This window comes from Paracoccus sp. J56, assembly GCF_019633685.1.
In the GTDB taxonomy this organism is placed as follows: domain Bacteria; phylum Pseudomonadota; class Alphaproteobacteria; order Rhodobacterales; family Rhodobacteraceae; genus Paracoccus; species Paracoccus kondratievae.
Genome location: NZ_JAFL01000040.1, coordinates 1 through 18,248, shown reverse-complemented (window position 1 = coordinate 18,248; position 18,248 = coordinate 1). Strand labels below are relative to the sequence as shown.

Below are 18,248 nucleotides of genomic sequence, written 5' to 3'. Positions count from 1 at the left end.
CGATCATCACAGTCTTCTTCTCACCGTGCTTGGCGGCCAGCCCCGCCATCATCTTCGCGAAGATGCCTTTGTCGCTCCAACGCTTCCAGCGGTTGTAGAGCGTCTTATGTGGGCCGTACGCACTTGGTGCGTCGCGCCACCTTAAACCATTGCGATTGACGAAGATAATGCCACTCAGCACGCGTCGATCGTCAACGCGAGGTTTGCCATGGGACTTCGGGAAGAAGGGCTCCAGGCGCGCCATCTGCGCATCCGTCAGCCAGAAAAGATCAGACATGTTCACCGCTCGATTTTCGAACCGTGAATCACGCCGACAAGCGTAAATCAATGGGTCCTGACCCTAAACTCGTCGCTTAGTATAATACATTGCTATCGTTTATGAAACTCTGTTTTCGAAGTAGTCACACCTCGTATTTATCGCTGGAGACCGGACAGGAGAACTGCGGCCGGATGTCGCCGAAACGAAAAGACAACCACAACTGCGGCTAGCTGAACAGCCCTTCCAGTACAGAACGTTGCTGCGCATGCTTGCCTGGGTTGTGGTTCTTCAGCTTCTCCAGATTGATCAGCTTCCAACCAACCGCAGGCAGGTCAGCCGCCCGCGGCCGTTCGATGGCATCGAAATCGGGCGTGCCATCATGCAGGCTCAGGAGAAACGTCCTGGCCTTTTCATCAAGGCGAGACCGGATGTCCGCGACCAGCCGTTTGCGGGTTTTGAGCAGGTCGTCAAGACTGACACGGACCTTTGTCATGCCTTCAAACTCCTTCGTATAGGGCTGGTCGAGGTCGATAAAGTTCGGGTTCAGAAGTTCATGCGCGGGACGCGATGAGCAGGCAATGTAGATCAGGAAGGTCCGGAACAGATCCTCTGTCAGACCTTCATTCTCGTACAGCAGCTTGATGTCATAGAGGTCACGCGGATGCTGGCGGTCCACTGCGGCATGCAATTTGCCTCCGAACAGGTCCTCGAAGGAAACCACCTGCATCTCTGCATAACCGAATTCGTCCTCAACCGCATCTGACACCGGGCGCATCTCGGGATCGTGGACGGCGCCACGCATGACCGGCGAGGTCTCGATCTTGATCTCGGCGTTTCCCAGACGAGCGAGAACACGGGTGGCACCGCCTCCCCCGCCTTGGATGCGTTGCGTCTTCGCACCGGCTATGCTGCCCTCGATGGCGGCGGCGATGCGATCCATTGCCTCGTTAATCTCAGCGAGGCTTTCACGGCGATCCTTGATCGGCAGGTAGGTCAGATCGATATCGACCGACAGGCGGGGCAGATCGCGGTAGAACAGATTGATCGCCGTGCCGCCCTTGAGCGCGAATGCCTTTTCCTTCGCGACATGCGGGAGCAGGCGCACGAGCAGCGCGACTTGGATTTCATAATCCTCACGTGCCATCGCCAGCCTCAGTCGCTACGAATTCCTCCGGCACCACGATACGGTACCGTGGGTGTATCCTGCCGCCCTTTACCAAGGCGCGGTCGCCGCTGCCAAGGTTGAATTCCTCGGGATCAAGGCGCTTGCGCCATGGGTGGCCGTGGCGATCAGCGAAGACGAAGAACAGCCGCCTCACCTTGATCTTCCTGCAACTGTACAGCAGCGCCGACAGCATCTTCGGGCGCAGCGTCGTCAGGCTCTCGAATACCATGTCGAGGTTGTGAAAGCTTTCATGGTCGGGCAGCTCATCGATAGCTTCGAGGATTGCCCGTTCGGGAGACGACATCCTGAGCTGCCAGTCCCAGGGAAGGGTTTGCCCGGCATCCGTGGTATCATCGGGAAGGCCCAGCTTCGGATCGCCAAAAAGAGACCTGCTGCGCGTCTCGATCGGCGCGTTCAGCGGCAGCTTCGAAAGCCAGTTCGGTATCGCTTCGCCATAGACCCATACCGGGACGTTGCCGCCCAGGCGCAGGTAATGACCGTGACCCTGCTGGGCGAGCGCCGTCATGCCACCGACATGGGCATCGTAGCGCATGATGTGCTGGACTGAGAGCAGGCAGATCTTCCAGTCGATCGTATCCGAAGCAGAAGTGCCCGGAAACGGGCGACGGAAAAGGCCTCGGGTAACTCGCTCGAGCCAGCCGCGCTTGACATAGTCGCGAAAGGTCTCGTAGGCGACACCATGCGCGGTGAGCCACGCGGCATCGATCAGATACCCTGTGGGTACTGCATCAAGAACCTTCTTCAGGTTTTGAGATCTTTCGGTCGCCATGACGCTTATGATGGCATATTTTCAAAGCAGACACCATGAGTCTCTTTAAAAAATGTCCAACTACGGTGCTCCAAGCACTCCAATCACGAATTTCTCAAGGACCGCTCGTGCATACGACACCCCTGCAGACCAGAACATGTCGGCGCGAATCGAAAAGCCATGCTCGACAACGCGATCCTGAAGGATGTCGCATCGCGAAAGTGGTAACGCCCGCCGTAAAGCGGGAAGCGGTGGCGGATGTCGTGGGGGTCCGACGGGTCGTCAGGTCATAGACATCAGCGCATCCGCAGGCCGGACAGACCGGCGCGCCGTCTGTCTCTGGCCAGCGCAGCCGGCAGAACCGGCGATAGGCGGCCTCCTCGCCAGCGGAAAAAAAATCACCTTGAGCGAAAGTGTTCGTGCCGCCGCGGAGAGAAGAAAGTGCTGTGCTATGGAGGCCTCCAGGGTCATCATGTTCATATAATGTTCTATGAGGGCCACTGCGTCAACGATTTGGTGCGTTTGCTACCTAACAGGCTGCTGAAAAAGTCCTTGCGACAGGACAGCGCGGACGGGGAACCGGGAAATCCGCCTCAAATTTGCCGAAGACACCCCATCTCCGGGCCGATATTAGCTGGATCCAGAACGATTTCCGCTGCGTCGTCCTCTCAAAATCCTTTTTCAGCAGCCTGTTAAACTCCGATCAGATCCAGGCAGGGCCTAGTCATCAGCGCCAGATACCAAGACAAGGATCATGCGCTGCCCTTCGTCCCCAGGTGTTCGCGTCCACCGCATCTCGCGGCCCCGGAACGGGCCGGAGCCCGGCTCGGCCACCGGCAGGATCATCGACTCAGCATCCAGCACGGCGGCGCGATCCGCCTCGGAGGACTCGACCGCGCTGCCGGCGCGCAGGATCTCGAACTCGTACCTGCCCATGAACCGAGCCGAGGGCACGGGCTGGCCAAGCGTTGACTTGACCAGAACATCCCGCGCAGGTCCAGCCGTTCACCCCCATCTCCCATCGCCGCGGCCACCACCCGGGTGCCGGTCGTGATCACCGCGAAAGGCACCCGGGTGGTGGCCGCGGCGCTTTTCTGTCCGCGCAACCTGGGTTTGGCGACGCTTTCGCGCGTCACCGAGGGGAAACTTGGCGCGTGCCGGAGGGCGCTATGCGGATCGCGACGCTGCGCATCTATCGCTTCGATCCCCACGGCTTGGCCGGCCCGCAGCTGGATATGCTCCGGGGCGATCTAGACGTTTGCGGGCCGATGCTGCTCGACGCGCTGTTCTGGGTAGGGAACAGGATCGGCCCTGCGCTGACTTTCGGCACCGGAGCAGTAATCTGCGCAGGCAGGATCAAGCGGCTCTACTCCCTCGCACAACATACCTTGGAATCTGCGAGAAGCGGCGATGCTGATGTGGGGAAGGAAATCACCCTTCTCCCAACCATCGCTCGCGCGGCATAGAAAATTGGTTCGTGACAGCGCTCGTAGGTTAGACCCCCCCTTTTGCAATGAGGAAAATATCCCGCGAAATCGAGGAAATTCTCCTGCAAACATGATTGCCAATCAGTGCTCTACTCCAGACTGAAGAGGCTTATCGGTAGATTCGAACAACACTGCCGCCACCGGCGCGGAGCAGCGTGGAATATCGGTAATTGTTGCTCTCCGTATCTTTGGCTGTTATGCTTGCAAGCGTCATGAACAATGGATGATAAAGGGGTTGGGCATCAAGGTTGACGCAAGCTTTCAAGGCCACGCTCCACGTCTCTAAAATCTGTCGTCCGCGCAAGGCCAAGCCGCGTCGTCGGGATTAGAGATCATTATGCGCATCGAACATGAATTGCACCGTCAGCCCTGCCATTTCAAGACACACCAGCAATGTTCTGCTTTCTCTGCCGTCAGCATATTAGCGACTTTCACCCAGCGACCTCGAGATCTCGCCAAGCCTTAACCCTTCGACCACGCTATAAAGTAAATTACCCACTTAGCTTGAATTGGAGAAGCAGCATGAATGGAGAATTCGTCGTCATAGCCTTTCTTGCAGTCAACATGACATTCTCTGCATCAGCACAGCCCGCCCCATTGGAAGAGTTGTTTCTTGAGGTTTCAGCAGGCGAGAATGGGGAGCCCACAATATCGCAAGACGAGTTCCAACTTTCCAAGAATGAATACTATCGCCTCAATTTCGTCTGTGCGGAAGATGTCGGGGACACAGGATTTCAATTCGAGTCCGTGCCTTTACTGTCGAACTCGCATCTGAGAGTCGTCAGTGTTGAAGGCCAAGAGATTCATATGCAGGGGCTGAGTTTTCATACCCTCCAATGCGACGAGGCAGGAACGATACGCTTCAGTTTTTATCCGGTCCGCTCCGGCACCTTTGAGTTCACTGTGCAAGACCACGATGAACCGGCCAATATCACCAAGGGCAAGTTTGTGGTCGAATAGAATGCTCAAACCAAATCTACAAAGCTTCAAGGCCGTTAATTATCCGCAATTGAAGGGTTGCCATGCGCAAAGGATTGTCAGCCAGCGCGGTTCTTGCCCTGATGGCAGTCCCTGTTCATGGAGAAACATTATCGCTGACCCTCGACCGAGGCATTGCTGCTACCGTTGAGATACCGGCAGGACACGGAAAATTTCCTGCCGTATTGATGTTTCACGGACTAGGTTCCAGCCGTGATGAGGTCGGCATCATATTCGCCGATACCGCAACGGCGTTGGCCAGGAATGGTATTGCCTCGCTTCGGATCGATTTTCGGGGCTTTGGCAAATCGGACGGTGATACGGGTGCATTCACATTAGAGCGGCAGAACGAGGACGCGGCGATTGCATTGCAGGCGCTGGCCGCGATGGATAAGGTCGATGCCGGGCGTATCGGCGTGATGGGCTTTTCCTTCGGTGCAGGAGCCGCCATCGAATTGGCTGCGGCTCAACCGGAAGCCATCAAGTCGCTTGTCGTCTGGGCACCCGTGGGCAATTACCATGACGACATGCTGGATAGCCTGGGCCAGCGCGCCTTCGATCTGGCGGCACGGGACGGCATCGTCGGGCTGGACCTGGGCTGGCGGACCATGGCGCTGAAACGGGGCTTCTTCGACAGCCTGGGTCGGCACGACCTTCTGGCGGGGCTGCGGGCCTATGACGGGCCGCTCATGACCGTGAACGGCAGCGACGATCCCTATCGCAAATACACGCCCGCGCTGATCGAGGCAGCGGCGGGCGCAGACAAGCGGGCCGTGGTGATCGAGGGCGGCGACCACGTCTTTCATGTCTATACCCCCAGCCGCTCGCTGGCCCCCGAGGTCATCGAGGCGACCGTCGAGCGGTTCAGGGACACGCTTGGCAAGACGCGCTGATCGGGGCGCGCTCAGCCGCCGGTCTCGGCGGCGGCCTTGATGCCGGCCAGGGCGTCATCGACATATTTCTCCATGGCCGCGACGGCGGCCTCGTCGCTGAACCGCTCCTCGGGCTCGTTGGTCGTGTCGGCGCGGAAGAAGCTGGCCTGCCATGCGACGCTTGCACCGTCGCCGTCGGGTGTCACCGTGACGCTGTTGGTATAGAAGCTGACCGGAAACACCTCGATGTCTTCCCGGGACAGCCGCCAGCGGATCGTCATCGTCTCGGCGCCGATGTCGTCGATGCCGTCGACCAGGATGCCGCCCGACTTGAATGCGATGCTGCGCTTCGCGCCGGCGCCATCGCCCTCCATGCTGGCCTCGGCGATGGCCGGATGCCAGGCCGCGATCGAGGCCGGATCGGCAAGCAGGGCCCAGACTTTCTCGGGCGGGGCGGCCACCTTGACGCTGCGCGACAGTTGCTGCGGCGTCGGGCCATGGGCGAGCAGCGGGGTCGCGACCAGCGCCGTCAGCGCCGAGGCTAGCAGGGTTCTGCGGTTCATCATGGGGTCTCCTTCCTTGCATGAAGCGGGGTGGCCAGCAGCGCGGCCAGCAGTACGGCCAGGGCCAGCGCGCCGAAAACCGGCGACAGGCTGCGATGTGTCGCGACCCGACGCGCGGGGGCGTGGGCGGCCAGTGTCGCCTGCAAAGCTGCGGGCCCGGCCGAGAGCCGCGCGAAACCCATGCCGCGTTCGCCGGCAAGCCGGGTCAGGTATTCCGCGCGCATCGCCGACAGGTGCTCGGACCCTTCGAGGTCGGCTTCGCCATAGGGGTTGTTGCGCGGGTGAAAGCCGGGCCGGTCCGCCGCATCCGTGGGCGGGGCGCCTATGCGAGCGGGGGCGTGCTGCACGTCGGTGGGTCCGTAGAAGCCGGTCTCGCGGCCCAGGTCGTCGAATTTCGGGATCGGCGCCGGCTGGTCGCCGCCGGCCCCCAGGACAACGCCGCCGGGGCTGTCCTCGCGCCAGCCGTCCGGCCCGGAATACGGCAGGGGCGGGGCTTCTTGTCCATCGGTGACGAAGATCAGTGCCGCATCCAGCCCGCGCGCCCGGTTCAACGCATGATTCAACCCTTTCGAGATCATGCTGTCGCCTTCCCAGGCCATGCGCCAGTCCAGGCCGGCCAGGGTGCCGGCCAGCGTGGCATAGTCGGTGCAGATCTCGACCGGCTCGATCAGCGTCAGGCTGCGGCGCTCGGTAAAGAAGCCGAGACCGACGCGGGCACCGCAAGGCTGGCTGGCGATCCAGCGCGTCAGCACGTCCCGCGCCGCATCCAGCCGCGACGCGCCGTCCATGTCGCGCACGTTCATCGAGCGGGTGATGTCCACCACGATCAGCACGTCGCGCAACTCGCGCCGGCCCTCGATGCCCGGCCCTGCCGCGGCGACGAGAGCCAGCCCGGCGGCCAGCGCGGGCAGGATGGCGCGGGCCGCGGTCACGGCGCCCCCCGCGGCAGGCCCGGCAGGTCGGTCCACAGCCGGCGCGGCCGGGTCTCGGAGTCTTCGTCGCCGTCCTGTCCTTCGCGCGGCATGTCGCGGACCAGGCGCGTGGCCAGGTCCAGGTTCACCTTGGCGTCGAAATTGCCGGGTCGGGCGCGCAGCGCCTCGCGATAGGATGCCTTGGCCAGGTTGATCAGCGCGGTGGCCTCGTCGATGCGATTGCGCTCGATACGCTCGAACCCCATGCGCATCCGGGCATTGCCGATGGCGTAGTGGTATTCCGAGCGCAGGCCGGGCGGGGCGGTGGCCAGCCCGGCCAGCAGCGTCTCGGCCTCTTGCGGCCGGTCGCGCAGCACCAGGAAAAGCGCGCGGGCATGGGCGGCGCGCGGATCGGCCGCCTGGCGCAGCGCGACGTCGCTGCCGCCTGCCAGGCTGCGGATGGCGCGATTGTCGACGGCCATCCCCCAAAGCTGCCAGCCCGACCACAGCACCGCGCCGGCCGCGAGCGCGACCCAGGCCAGCAGCGCGGGAAAGCCCAGCCGTCTCATACCGGGACCAGCAGGGGCGCGGGGCAGCGGGGGGCATAGCGTCGTTCGAGCCAGCGGGCCGCCGCCAGCGCCGCGCAGCACAGAAAGGCCAGCAGATAGCAGGCCCAGGCCAGGTCGCGGCGCGGCACCGGGCGGCGGGTCAGGATCGGGCGGGATTCCATGCGCCCGATCTCGGTCACGGCATCCTCGACCGCGCCGGGGCTGTCGGCCTCGAAGGCGTGATAGGGCAGGCCCAGGCTTTGCAGGAAGATATGCAGGTGCCGCTCGGGGCGCAGATGCGGGGTGTCGGCCTGGCCGGGCTCGGGCACCTCGAAGATGCCCTTCGCGCCCTTGGTGCGCAGGTAGAGCCAATAGATGTTGACCTGCCGGCGCGCCGCCAGGTTGCGCAGCGCGGTCTGGACCTCGGGCGCGATGACCGCGGCCCCGTCGCTGACCAGCACCACGGCACGCGAGTCACTGGCCGATGCCTCATCCGCCATCTCCATCGCCAGGGTCAGGCCGCGGCCCACATCGGTCTGGGACAGGCCCGGCTCGGCCAGGGCGGCAACGGCGGCGGCGATGGCGGTCCGGCTTTCGGTCATCGGCAGCACCAGCATCGGGGCGGTGGAAAAGGCGGCGATGCCGATGCGGTCGTCGGGGCGGCGGGCGATGAAGTCCAGCAGGATGCGCCGCGCGGCGCTGGCCTTGCTTTCGTCGCCCCCCTGCGGCGAGCGCCCGGCGAAGGTGTCGTCCATGCTGGAGGAGCGGTCGATCAGCAGCACCAGGTTCGTGCCGATGCCGCGATAGGCGACGCTGCCGCCGCGCAGATAGGGCTGGGCAAGGCCGAGGATCAGCGCCGCCGGCGTCAGCAGCGCCAGTGCAACCAGCAGCGGGCCGATGGCGCGCCCCTCGACCGCACGCAGGTCCAGCCGCGGCACGGCGGATGTCCGCAGCCAGCGGATGACCAGCGGCAGCAGCGCCAGCGGCAGGGCGAAAAGCGCGGCTGGCCAGGCGAAACCGATCATCGCCGCCCCCGCTCGATGGCCGCGAGGTCGCGGGCGAGTTGCGGGATGTCCTGCACGGGGCCGGATCCCAAGCCGAAGAAGGCCGCGTCGGAGGCCGCGAAAAAGCCGCGCAGCCGCTCGGCCAGCGGCGCGAATTGCGGCGCATCGGCCAGGAAGCGGTCGAGCTCGGCCCCGATCAGCACCCGGCCGAAACTTTGGTCGAAGGCGCGGTGCAGGGCACGGCGGGCCTGCCGCTCGGGCAGGTGGACCACCGCGCGCGCGGCGCGGGTGAAGGGTCGCGCCGCGCGGCGGTGGAACGGGAACCAGCCCTGCTGCCAGGCAAGCGCCAGCACCCCCGCGACCAGCGCGACGGCCGAGGCCAGCAGCCGCAATCCTGCCGGCATCGGGTCGATCAGGTGGAACGGCGGGTCCGGCTGCAACTGGTCCGGCGTCGAGGGCGCCAGGATCGGCCGGATCGGCGCGGTGACATAGCGAAAGCCCGGCAATTCCAGCGCCGTGCCATCAACCAGCCGGATCGCCGATGCCGGCACCTGCCGTTCGCGCGGCTCTAGCGCCGAATAGAAGTTCTGCCAGCGCAGCGTCAGTTCCGTGCCGCCGGCGATGTCGCGCCGTGCCACGTCGCGCAGGTCCAGCCAATAGTCCACGGCGCGCGGCCGGGGCAGCGAGGACGGATCCACCTGCCCCTGGATGCGGATGCGCTGCACCAGTTCGTCGCCCAGCCACCAGCCATAGGGCCGCGGGTTCTCGACCTGTTGCGCAAGCGCCGGAAACGGCAGCAGGAGCAGCGCCAGCCATTTCATAGCGGTGCCTCGGAAAGCGAAGCGGCCAGTTCTGCCACGTCGATGCTGTCGGTGATCTCGATCGGCGAAAGGCCGTGCTCGGCCAGGACGCGGCGCAGGGCGGCCTGCCGGTTCCGCACCCGTTGGGCTTGGCGCGCCGCCCAGCGACGCGTGGTCAGCACGGTGCGGCGGCGTCCGGTTTCCGGGTCGCAAAGCTCGGCCAGGCCCAGGCGCGGCGGCGGTGCGTCAAAGCCGCTGTCGCGCAGCCAGACGGGCAGCACGGGACGCGGCCGCAGCGCGGCCAGCAGCGCGGCCAGCTCGTCAGGCGACAGCTCGAAATCCGAGATCAGCACCACAAGGATCCGCTCTTGGGGCAGATCATGCGCCATGGCCTCCAGCGCCGCCGTGCCCCGGCCCGCAGGCACCAGCGGCAGATCCAGCAGGTCCGCGGCAAGGCTGCGCCGCGTGGGCGGCTGGTCGTGAAGCACCCGGTCCCCGGCGCAGACGGTCAGCGAGAACGGGTCGCGCGCCCGCCGCGCGGCCTGCGCAAAGCCTGCGGCCAAGAGCCGCGCCAGGCCCGCGCGATCGGCATGGGCCACCGCACCCAGCGAGGCCGAGGCATCCAGCGCCACGTGCAGCCGCAGGTCGGTGCGGGTCTGGAACCGCCGCACATGCAGCACGCCCAGCGGGTCGGTGATCGAGCGGCGCAGGTCCAGCCGCCGGGGATCGGGATGCGCCAACAGCGGCGCGATATCGGCAAAATTCTCGCCCGCGCCGCGCATCCGGCCGGCATGGGCGCCCATGCGCAACCCCGGCAGCCCCTGCGTCAGCCGCCATGCGAGGGCGTCGAACAGGTGCAGTTGGGCGTTCATGCGGCAGGAACCGGAATCGTCGCGAAGGCCGCGTCGATCAGCGCCGGAACCAGCGCCTCGCGCCGCGGCTCGTAGGCGGGCGACAGGAAGATGCGATGCGCCATCACCGGGGCCAGCACGGCGCGCACGTCCTGCGGCAGCACGGCTTCCCGTCCCTCCAGCCAGGCGCAGGCGCGGGCGGCGCGGACGAGATGCTGCATCCCGCGCGGACTGACGCCGCCGCGGATCAGGCGGGCGGCGTCGGCGCCCTCCAGCGCCAGCCCGGCCGAGGCGGGATTGCGCAGCGCCTCGCACAGGTCGAACACATAGCGCCGCAGCGCCGGGCTGGCATGGGTGCCGGCCTGGACCCCCGCTGCCAGATCGTTCAACCCGCGATAGGGCAGGATGCCCTGCCCGACCTCGGCGATCAGGGCGGTGGTGTCGTGAAAGCGCGGCTCGAAGGCCAGGGCCACGCGGTCCTCGGGCGCGGCGGGCGCATTGACGGCGATCTCCATCAGGAAACGGTCGCGGGCGGCGGCGGGCAGCTCGAAGGTCTCGTCGCGCTCGATCTGGTTGCGGTCGGCGAAGACCTGCAAATGCGGGAAATGGTATTCGCGGCGGAACGCCGACAGGCTGCGCTCGGCCATCAGGCGCAAGAGAAGCGCATGGACCTGCGGACGGGCGCGGTTGATCTCGTTGAAGAAGAAGACCGCCAGTTCCTCGCCCTGCTCCAGCACCGGGCCGGGCTCGATCCGGGGGCGGCCATCCTCGGCGATATGCGCGGAATAGATCAGGTCGGTCGGCAGCAGGTCCACCGTGCCCTCGGCCCGGCCATAGGGGCCGCCCAGCGCGCGGGCCATGGCGCGCAAAAGCGTGGTCTTGCCGGTGCCGACATCGCCCGCCAGCAGCACATGGCCCCGGCACAGCGCGGAAATGAGCAGCAGGCGGATGGTCCGCGCCTGCCCCAGAACGACGCCGTTCAGCGCCGCTTCGGCGTCGCGGAACCGGGCGTGCCAGTCCGAAATATTGCTATCCATGATCCGTCCCGAATATCACGCTGCGCGTGGTCTGGAAGCACGCGCAGCGCCCCCGGCCCGCTTATTCGGCGGGCGGAGCCTTGGTCTCGTCGTAGCCGTCGATCTTCTTGACGTCATATTCGAACTTGCCGGTCTTTTTCATGTTCCAGACCCGCCATTCATTGCGGGCATCCATGACGGCCAGCGACTCGCCCTGCTTGGACAGTTCGGCCGGGTCGTGCTGCGGGTCGTATTTCGAGCCCTCGACCTTTGCCGGGTAGTCGGGCTTCGGCTCCCAGCAATTGCCGGGGGCCTTGCAGTTGGTGCCGTCATAGGCCAGCGCCGGAGTGCCGAGCGCCAGGGCGGCAACGGTCAGGGTCAGGATGCGTTTCATTCTGTCTCCTCCTTCTGGGTCAGGCCGGGCGGGCCGCCGCCCGGCGGTTCGGGTTCACGACTGGTCTTCGCCGGACGATTTGGGTTGGAACGGGGTAAAGCCGGCCTTCTGCTCGTCCGTCAGCCAGCTGGCGTCCTTGGGATCGCCGGTATAGAGGTGGCGCACCCAGGCCATGGTCCTGAGCATCTCGTCCAGCGTCAGGCTGCCCCACATCGGCCCCATCTGCCCCGTCGCGCCGCCGTAAAGCGTCGAGAACAGCCCGACGTCGGTTTCGTTGCCGGGATAGGTCCAGTAGGCGTCGTTCAGGCCGGGACCGATCTTGCCTTCGGCATAATGCCCATGGCAGCCCGAGCACATGCCGGCATAAAGCTCTTCGGCCTCGGGCAGGATCTCGGGATCCTCGTTGTAGACGTTCTCGCCGGTTTCCAGGAAGTGCTTCACGGCCTCGGTGTCGCGGCCTTCCTCCATGGCGTCGTCGAAGTTCAGCGGTGAGCCGTCGATGATGTTGAAGAACTGCGGGGCCGCCATTGCCGCGACCGGGATGATGAGGGTCATTGCGAATGCGGCAAGGATCCTGGGCTTCGTCATTCCATTTCCTTCAGCTTGACGGCAGCAGGGGGATGCCTTCCTCGGTCAGGATGGCATCAATCCTGGCTTTGCCGGATTGCAGGGCCTGTTCGATCGGCCCCAGAAGCTCGGGATGGGTCTTGGACACGCCCACGGACTGCGAATATTGCAGCGGGATGATGACGCCGTCCGAGCGTTCGATTTCATTGGTAATCAGGGTCATACGCAAGGGCTCGCGCGAGTCGCGGACATAGCGCGCCGCCTCGGGGGCGAAGACGATGGCCAGATCGGCCCCGCCATCCGCGACCTCCGTGATGACGCGGCTGGCCTCGACCTGGGTGTATTTGTTTCGCCGGTCCTCGAAATTGGTCAGCGAGGCCTGGTAGATCAGGTTGTATTCGTAGCGGCCGGTATATTTCAGGATCGTCTCTGCCGGGGAATGCAGGCGATACGAGAAGGTGTCGAACCCCTCCTGATCCACGTCCTGCCACTTGTCGCCCTCGAAGTTGCGGTCCTGCCGCGTGACAAAGGCATAGCCCGAACGGTAGTAGGGCTGGGTGGTCAGCAGCCGTTCGTCGCCCGCATCCACGCCGATCAGCACGTCGCACAGATCCTTTTCGATGCCGTCGCGGACCAGGTAGATCGCGTCCTTTTCCAGCATCACCAGATCAAGCGTGGCGCCCATCTCGTCGGCCAGCACCTGGGCGATCTTGTTTTCAAAGCCCCTGCCCTGCGCATCCGAGAACGGCGCATCCTTGGTCGAGGCGCAGACACGCAGGTTCGTCGTGTCGGCCAGAGCGGGCGATGCAAGGGCAAGAACTGCCACCCCGACACCGCAAACCTGGCGGAAATCAACAAGCATTTCGGTTTCTCCAGACTGAATAGCTCAAGCAGGCCGGCCCGCCAGGAAGGAAGCGCGGGCCGGCCTGTCGCGTCAGGCGGGCTCGCCCGGCGCGTATTCGCCCACGTTCGGGTCGGAATAGGGGCTCTCGCCGTCGAGCGAGAAGACCATCACGCCGCCGCCCATCTGGGTGAACTCCTGCAACCGCTTGAAGGCCCCCACCGAGCCCAGCCCGGCAGTCGGGTCGGCCAGGTCGAAGACCAGACCCACGCCCGGCCAGCCGCCGACGCCGTACATGATCGCGACATATTGCCGGCCGTCATGCTTGTAGGTCATCGGATGGCCGATCACGCCCGAGGGCAGCTTGAACTTCCACAGCAGGTCGCCGGTGTCGCTGTCGCGGGCCTTGATGAAGCCGTCCAGCGTGCCATAGAATGTCAGCCCGCCCGCGGTGGCCATGGTGCCGCCCCAAACCGAGAAGCGCTCCATCTTTTCCCATTTCATCTCGCCCGAGATGGCGTCGTAGGCCTTGATCTGGCCCAGCCCCAGCGCGTTCTGGCGGTCGCCCTTCGGCCCCGGATACATGGTCAGCGTGGCACCGACGAAGAACTGCCCGGCGCGATAGGGCAGCATAAAGGGCTCCCAATCCATGCAGATGTGGTTGATGCCCAGCATGAAGACCTTGCGCTCGGGGTCGTAGCTGTCATGGCCCTGGTTGTGGTAGCCCATGGCCGAGGGGCAGATGTCGCGGGCCTTGTGGTCCATGCGCGTGCCGAATTCGGGATCGCGCACCGGCAGGCCGGTATCCAGCTGCACCTCCTTCACCCAGTTGACAGTGTCGTCCATCTTGTCGGCCGAGATCAGGTCGCCATTGGTGCGGTCCAGCGTATAGACGATGCCGTTGCGGTCAGGGTGGGTCAGCAGCTTGCGCATGTTGCCCTCCTTGTCCTCCTGCTCCGACAGCATCATCACGTTGACGCCGGCATAGTCCCATTCGTCATGCGGCGTCTTCTGATAGGCGAATTTCGCCTCGCCGGTGGTCGCCTCGCGGCCCCAGATCGCCATGGTCCATTTGTTGTCGCCCGGACGCATGGTCTCGTTCCAGGGCGCGGGGTTGCCCGAGCCGTAATAGAACAGGTCCACCTCGGGGTCATAGGCATACCAGCCCCAGTTGGTGCCGCCGCCGATCTTCCAGGCGTCGCCCTCCCATGTCTCCAGGCCCAGGTTCTTCTGGCCGTAATGCGGGTTCGGGGCGTTGAAGTCCTCGGCCAGCAGCAGCTCCTCGTCCGGGCCGGTGGCGAAGGCGCGCCATTTCTTCTCGCCGGTCTTGACATCATAGGCGGTGACATAGCCGCGCACCCCCAGCTCGGCGCCGGACGATCCGACCAGCACCAGGTCCTTGATGACATAAGGCGCGATGGTCAGGGTCGAGCCGACCTTGATGTCCGAATTCTCCATGATCCAGCGCGTCTCGCCGGTCTCGGCATCCATGGCGACGATATGGCCGTCGAGCTGGGTGCGGAAGATCAGCGGCTTGACCTCGTCGTCGCCCGGCCAATAGGCGAGGCCTCGGTTGACCACGTCGCAGCAGGCCACGGTCCGGGCCGTGGGGTTCTGCTTGGGCTTGTTCTGCCACAGGATCTTGCCCGGCTCGTTCAGGTCCAGCGCGAAGGTGGTGTTCGGGAAGGGCGTGTGGATGAACATCCGGTCGCCGACGACCAGCGGCGTGCCTTCGTGCCCATGCAGCACCCCGGTCGAGAACGACCAGGCGGGCCGCAGCTGCTTGACGTTCTCCTTGTTGATGTCGGTCATCTCGGAATAGTTCTGCGCGTTGTAGTCACGCCCGGTCATGACCCAGTTCGCGGGGTCCTTGGCCAGTTCGACCAACTGGTCGTTGGCGGTCGCTGGCGCAGTCGTCAGGACGGCAAGGCCCATGGCGACGGCCATCGCAAGGCTCGACGCGCCCGTTACCTTCGGGGTGTTCCTATTCATAGCGATCTCGCTCCCTCTCGCTGTCTCTGGCGCGGACCGGCGGCCAGTCCTCCGACCCCGGCGGTCACGACACTTGGCGGGTTCGGGCCTCCACTCCCGAACCGCCGCAGGACTGATTAGGCATTCCGCTATCCGCCTTGTCTGCAGGGTGGGCTTCCCGACTTTCTCGGGGGTTTTTCCCCGTTCGATCCGGGTGATGCATCACCCGTTTTCGGCAAGCGCCAGACCAACGTCGCAGCACGCGGCGGTTGTTCCATACCAAAGGTGGGCATAGTCTCGACCTCAGGAGGATACGCTGGCGGCGAATCACCGCAGCGCAGAAAAACCGCAGAAAACAGGAGGAGGCAGGATGGGTTTTTGCCGTGGCACCGTCGTAGGGCGCTATGCGGCAGGCATAGCGGTGCTGCTTGCCTTGGGCGCCTGTTACGAGGAGGATGACCAGACCCTGCCTTCGGCCAAGCCCAGGCAAGCCCTGGCCGCAGAAAGCACGCATTGGCTGGAAGTCGATGACGCCCGCAGCCCAGAAGCCTTCCTGTCCACTGAGTCCGGTCTGCCGTCCCGGACGCTGGCCCCGTTGCTGAGCGCGCTCTCGGCGCATTACCGGGAAAGCCCCCGGATGATCGCCAACCGCGTCCTGCAACTGTGGCGGGAATATCCCGACACCCCGCTGGATCGGATAATGATCGATCTGATGCCGGCACAGGATATGCACGAAAAAAGCTTGGGCCCCGTTGCCCAACAATATCGTGTCCTGCGGGCCAGTGGTGCCGGCCACACAGATGCCCTTGCCACAGCCATGAGGCAAAGGGAATGAGCGCGTCAACCGAAGGTCTCTCGTTCCAGGCATTTAGCCGGGCGCCGCAGGCCCGGCGGACCGTGCCGCTGCGCCGGATCGTGATGGGACTAGCCAGCATTGTCAGCCTGTCGTTGTGCCTGATCGTCTCGGCCATCCTGATCCTCAACGCGCGCCAGGCCGTGCAGGAGGAAACCGAATCCGCATTTCGGCTGGCCCATGAGGCCGCCGTGCGCCGTCTGCCGCCCAGTCATGGCGGCCGCGACACCATGGCCGAGGCGATCGGCCTTGCCGAAGAGATCGATGGGCTGCGGCATGTCTCGGCGCGCATCCTCGACCCCGAGGGCCGGCCGCTACAACATCGCGCGCATGGCCAGTTCCGGTCCCAGGCGTCCGCTCCGCAGTGGTTCTCGGCCCTCATGACGCCACCCCTGGTCGAGGCCTTGGTCCCCATCACCCATTATCCGAATGTCCTGGGGATGCTGCGCGTCGCTGCCGACCCGACCGACGAAATTGCCGAGGTGTGGAGCGATTTCAGCATCATTCTGCCGGTGCTGTTCCTGGCCGGGCTTGCCATGGTGGGGCTGGCCTTCCTGATGACGACGCTGCTGACGCGGCGACTGCAGTCGGTGCAGGCCGCCATGTCGCAGATGCAGGACGGCCGCCTGTCGGTGCGTGCGCCCGACGACCGGCTGACGGAATTCGCCGATCTGGCCGCGGGGGTCAACGCGCTGACCTCGCACCTGCAGGCCGAGCGGGCCGAAAACGACCTGTTGCAGGCCCGCCTGATCAGCAGTTCCGAGGCCGAGCGCTCGCGCATCGCGCTGGACCTGCATGACGAGATGGGGCCGCAGCTTTTCGCGTTGCGGGCCGCCGTCAGCCACGCGCAGGCGATGATCGCCGACCTGCCGGACCGGCCTGCCGCCCTGGACGAGACGCTGGATGCCATCGCCTGCCATGCCGTGGAGGTCCAGAGAAGCGCCCGCACCGCCATCAACGACCTGCGCCCGATGCTGCTGGGCGAGGCCAGCCTGATCGAGCTTTTAGCCGAGCTCGTCACCGGGTTTCGCGACGTTGCATCCGAAACGCGGGTCGTGCTGGACATCGACCCAGAGGTCGAAGGCTCCAGCCTCGGCGAGTTGGCGGAATTGTCGATCTATCGCTTCGTCCGGGAAAGCGTTCTGAACGCCATACGGCACGGGCGCGCCACTCTGGTCCGGGTCAGCCTGGAAACCATGCCGGACGAGCCCCGGCAGATCGTGGTGCGCGTCACGGACAACGGCAAGGGTCCGGAACCCGGTCCCAGCGGCGATCGCCCCCCGCTCGGATTTGGCCAGATCGGCATACAGGACCGCGCCCGCGCGTTTGGAGCGACCTATCTGCCCCCCTGGCGAGATAACAGGCTAACCCATACCGAGTTGAGGATATCCCGCCCATGCAAGCCTCGCTGAAGATGAAGTCAGGCGACGCCCGCCCCCTGCAGATCCTCATCGTGGACGACCACCCCGTTGTGGCCGAGGGCTGGGGTAGGATCATCCGCACCAAGGTCGCATGCGAGATCGCCTCGGCCCCGTCGGCATCCGAGGGTTGGCGGTCATGGAGACAAGCTCGCCCCGACCTGATGGTAGTGGATCTGAGCATTGGCAGGAATAAGATCGCCGGAATCCGGCTGATCGAGCGTTTGCGACGCGTCGATCCCGATTTACCGATCCTGGTCTTCACCATGCACCGCAGCCCCGTCTTGGCCCGCCGCGCACTCATGTTCGGCGCGAACGGGATCATCAACAAGGACAACCCGCCCGCCGAAATCTGCGAGGCTTTCTCCGAGGTGGCTCGAGGCGGCAATTACGTCGACTCGCGTCTGGCGATGCAGATCGCTTTGCTGAACGTCTCGCGCCCAGGAACGAGCGCCCCGCGCCTGACCGGCCGTGAGGAGGAGATCCTGGGCATGATCACCGAAGGCATGTCCTATCGCGACATCGCGGACCGAGCCTGCATCAGCTACAAGACAGTTTCGAACGTCAGCCTGGTGCTGAAGGACAAACTCGGCGCGGCAAACCTTGCCGATCTGGTGGTCAAGGGCATCCGCTATTTCGAAGGGGACTAGGGTCTAGGGTCAGGACCCATTGATTTCAGGGTGGTGTCGTGATTCACGGTTCGAAAACGAGCGGTGAACATGTCTGATCTTTTCTGGCTGACAGATGCGCAGATGGCGCGCCTTGAGCCTTTCTTTCCGAAGTCACACGGCAAGCCTCGCGTAGATGACAGACGCGTCTTGAGTGGGATAATCTTCATCAATCGCAACGGCTTACGATGGCGTGACGCACCTGCCGCCTATGGGCCGCACAAGACGCTTTACAATCGCTGGAAGCGGTGGAGCGATAAGGGCGTCTTCGCCCGGATGATGACAGGTCTGGCTGCCGAACATGACGAACAGA

Annotated in this window: 21 protein-coding genes and 2 pseudogenes; 7 read left to right on the top strand and 16 right to left on the bottom strand. The window is 64.6% G+C overall.

The annotated features are described in order from the left end of the window. The 5 genes and pseudogenes from M511_RS17735 to M511_RS17715 form a co-directional block, all read right to left on the bottom strand. Window positions 1-277, bottom strand: a 277-nt coding sequence (locus tag M511_RS17735) for a transposase (protein ID WP_139824627.1), incomplete at its 3' end; no start/stop codon positions are given. Window positions 278-485: 208 nt separating this feature from the next. Further along, on the bottom strand, window positions 486-1,403 hold the full coding sequence (locus M511_RS17730) for a nucleotidyl transferase AbiEii/AbiGii toxin family protein (RefSeq protein WP_010399045.1): 918 nt from the start codon (window positions 1,401-1,403) through the stop codon (window positions 486-488). Continuing rightward, the gene (locus M511_RS17725) at window positions 1,393-2,214 is read right to left on the bottom strand and encodes a type IV toxin-antitoxin system AbiEi family antitoxin (RefSeq protein WP_085503049.1); all 822 of its coding nucleotides are present in this window, start codon (window positions 2,212-2,214) and stop codon (window positions 1,393-1,395) included. The genes M511_RS17730 and M511_RS17725 overlap by 11 nt, the downstream gene beginning before the upstream one ends. 214 nt (window positions 2,215-2,428) lie before the next feature. Continuing rightward, a pseudogene (locus M511_RS17720) lies at window positions 2,429-2,646 on the bottom strand (transposase); the annotation flags it as partial. Between the two features lie 267 nt (window positions 2,647-2,913). Beyond that, window positions 2,914-3,177, bottom strand: a pseudogene (locus M511_RS17715) (hypothetical protein); the annotation flags it as partial. Window positions 3,178-3,362: 185 nt separating this feature from the next. Here M511_RS17715 and M511_RS17710 point away from each other — a divergent pair. The 3 genes from M511_RS17710 (at window position 3,363) to M511_RS17700 (ending at window position 5,551) form a co-directional block, all read left to right on the top strand. Continuing rightward, window positions 3,363-3,659 carry a succinate dehydrogenase and fumarate reductase iron-sulfur protein gene (locus M511_RS17710; RefSeq protein WP_010399056.1) on the top strand — a complete coding sequence of 99 codons (297 nt, stop codon included), beginning with the start codon at window positions 3,363-3,365 and terminating at the stop codon, window positions 3,657-3,659. A gap of 543 nt (window positions 3,660-4,202) precedes the next feature. After that, complete coding sequence (locus M511_RS17705; protein WP_010399057.1) at window positions 4,203-4,640, top strand: hypothetical protein; 438 nt, start codon at window positions 4,203-4,205, stop codon at window positions 4,638-4,640. A gap of 62 nt (window positions 4,641-4,702) precedes the next feature. Then, a complete protein-coding gene (locus M511_RS17700; RefSeq protein WP_028714614.1) occupies window positions 4,703-5,551 on the top strand; it encodes an alpha/beta hydrolase family protein in 849 nt (282 codons plus the stop codon). An 11-nt stretch (window positions 5,552-5,562) separates the two neighbouring features. Here M511_RS17700 and M511_RS17695 read toward each other — a convergent pair whose 3' ends face one another. The 11 genes from M511_RS17695 to M511_RS17645 all read right to left on the bottom strand — a co-directional run bounded on the left by M511_RS17695 (window position 5,563) and on the right by M511_RS17645 (window position 15,017). Then, a complete protein-coding gene (locus M511_RS17695) occupies window positions 5,563-6,096 on the bottom strand; it encodes an SRPBCC family protein (protein ID WP_085503047.1) in 534 nt (177 codons plus the stop codon). Further along, a complete protein-coding gene (locus tag M511_RS17690) occupies window positions 6,093-7,025 on the bottom strand; it encodes a vWA domain-containing protein (protein ID WP_114669512.1) in 933 nt (310 codons plus the stop codon). The genes M511_RS17695 and M511_RS17690 overlap by 4 nt, the downstream gene beginning before the upstream one ends. Continuing rightward, window positions 7,022-7,573, bottom strand: a complete 552-nt coding sequence (locus M511_RS17685) for a hypothetical protein (protein WP_010399067.1) — start codon at window positions 7,571-7,573, stop codon at window positions 7,022-7,024. The genes M511_RS17690 and M511_RS17685 overlap by 4 nt, the downstream gene beginning before the upstream one ends. Then, on the bottom strand, window positions 7,570-8,577 hold the full coding sequence (locus M511_RS17680) for a vWA domain-containing protein (RefSeq protein ID WP_010399069.1): 1,008 nt from the start codon (window positions 8,575-8,577) through the stop codon (window positions 7,570-7,572). Before M511_RS17680 ends, M511_RS17685 begins: the two co-directional genes overlap by 4 nt. Continuing rightward, window positions 8,574-9,377 (bottom strand): hypothetical protein, encoded by an 804-nt coding sequence (locus tag M511_RS17675; RefSeq protein ID WP_010399070.1) that lies wholly within the window; start codon window positions 9,375-9,377, stop codon window positions 8,574-8,576. The genes M511_RS17680 and M511_RS17675 overlap by 4 nt, the downstream gene beginning before the upstream one ends. Continuing rightward, window positions 9,374-10,228, bottom strand: a complete 855-nt coding sequence (locus M511_RS17670) for a DUF58 domain-containing protein (RefSeq protein ID WP_010399072.1) — start codon at window positions 10,226-10,228, stop codon at window positions 9,374-9,376. Before M511_RS17670 ends, M511_RS17675 begins: the two co-directional genes overlap by 4 nt. Beyond that, entirely contained in the window at window positions 10,225-11,244 is a 1,020-nt protein-coding gene (locus M511_RS17665; RefSeq protein ID WP_010399074.1) for an AAA family ATPase, read from the bottom strand. Before M511_RS17665 ends, M511_RS17670 begins: the two co-directional genes overlap by 4 nt. A 61-nt stretch (window positions 11,245-11,305) precedes the next feature. Further along, window positions 11,306-11,617 carry a methanol dehydrogenase [cytochrome c] subunit gene (locus M511_RS17660; protein WP_010399081.1) on the bottom strand — a complete coding sequence of 104 codons (312 nt, stop codon included), beginning with the start codon at window positions 11,615-11,617 and terminating at the stop codon, window positions 11,306-11,308. Between the two features lie 54 nt (window positions 11,618-11,671). Continuing rightward, window positions 11,672-12,205 (bottom strand): cytochrome c(L), periplasmic, encoded by a 534-nt coding sequence (gene moxG, locus M511_RS17655; protein WP_010399085.1) that lies wholly within the window; start codon window positions 12,203-12,205, stop codon window positions 11,672-11,674. Window positions 12,206-12,215: 10 nt separating this feature from the next. Further along, entirely contained in the window at window positions 12,216-13,046 is an 831-nt protein-coding gene (moxJ, locus tag M511_RS17650) for a methanol oxidation system protein MoxJ (protein ID WP_010399088.1), read from the bottom strand. Window positions 13,047-13,118: 72 nt separating this feature from the next. Next, on the bottom strand, window positions 13,119-15,017 hold the full coding sequence (locus tag M511_RS17645) for a methanol/ethanol family PQQ-dependent dehydrogenase (RefSeq protein ID WP_028714608.1): 1,899 nt from the start codon (window positions 15,015-15,017) through the stop codon (window positions 13,119-13,121). A 400-nt stretch (window positions 15,018-15,417) separates the two neighbouring features. Here M511_RS17645 and M511_RS17640 point away from each other — a divergent pair, with 400 nt between their 5' ends. The 4 genes from M511_RS17640 to M511_RS17625 all read left to right on the top strand — a co-directional run. Further along, window positions 15,418-15,831 (top strand): protein moxZ, encoded by a 414-nt coding sequence (locus tag M511_RS17640; RefSeq protein ID WP_237701550.1) that lies wholly within the window; start codon window positions 15,418-15,420, stop codon window positions 15,829-15,831. Beyond that, window positions 15,828-17,261 (top strand): LapD/MoxY N-terminal periplasmic domain-containing protein, encoded by a 1,434-nt coding sequence (locus tag M511_RS17635; protein ID WP_085503045.1) that lies wholly within the window; start codon window positions 15,828-15,830, stop codon window positions 17,259-17,261. The genes M511_RS17640 and M511_RS17635 overlap by 4 nt, the downstream gene beginning before the upstream one ends. Further along, window positions 17,246-17,917 (top strand): response regulator transcription factor, encoded by a 672-nt coding sequence (locus M511_RS17630; protein ID WP_010399096.1) that lies wholly within the window; start codon window positions 17,246-17,248, stop codon window positions 17,915-17,917. Before M511_RS17635 ends, M511_RS17630 begins: the two co-directional genes overlap by 16 nt. 69 nt (window positions 17,918-17,986) lie before the next feature. Then, a partial coding sequence (locus tag M511_RS17625) for a transposase (RefSeq protein WP_139824626.1) occupies window positions 17,987-18,248 on the top strand: 262 nt, incomplete at its 3' end.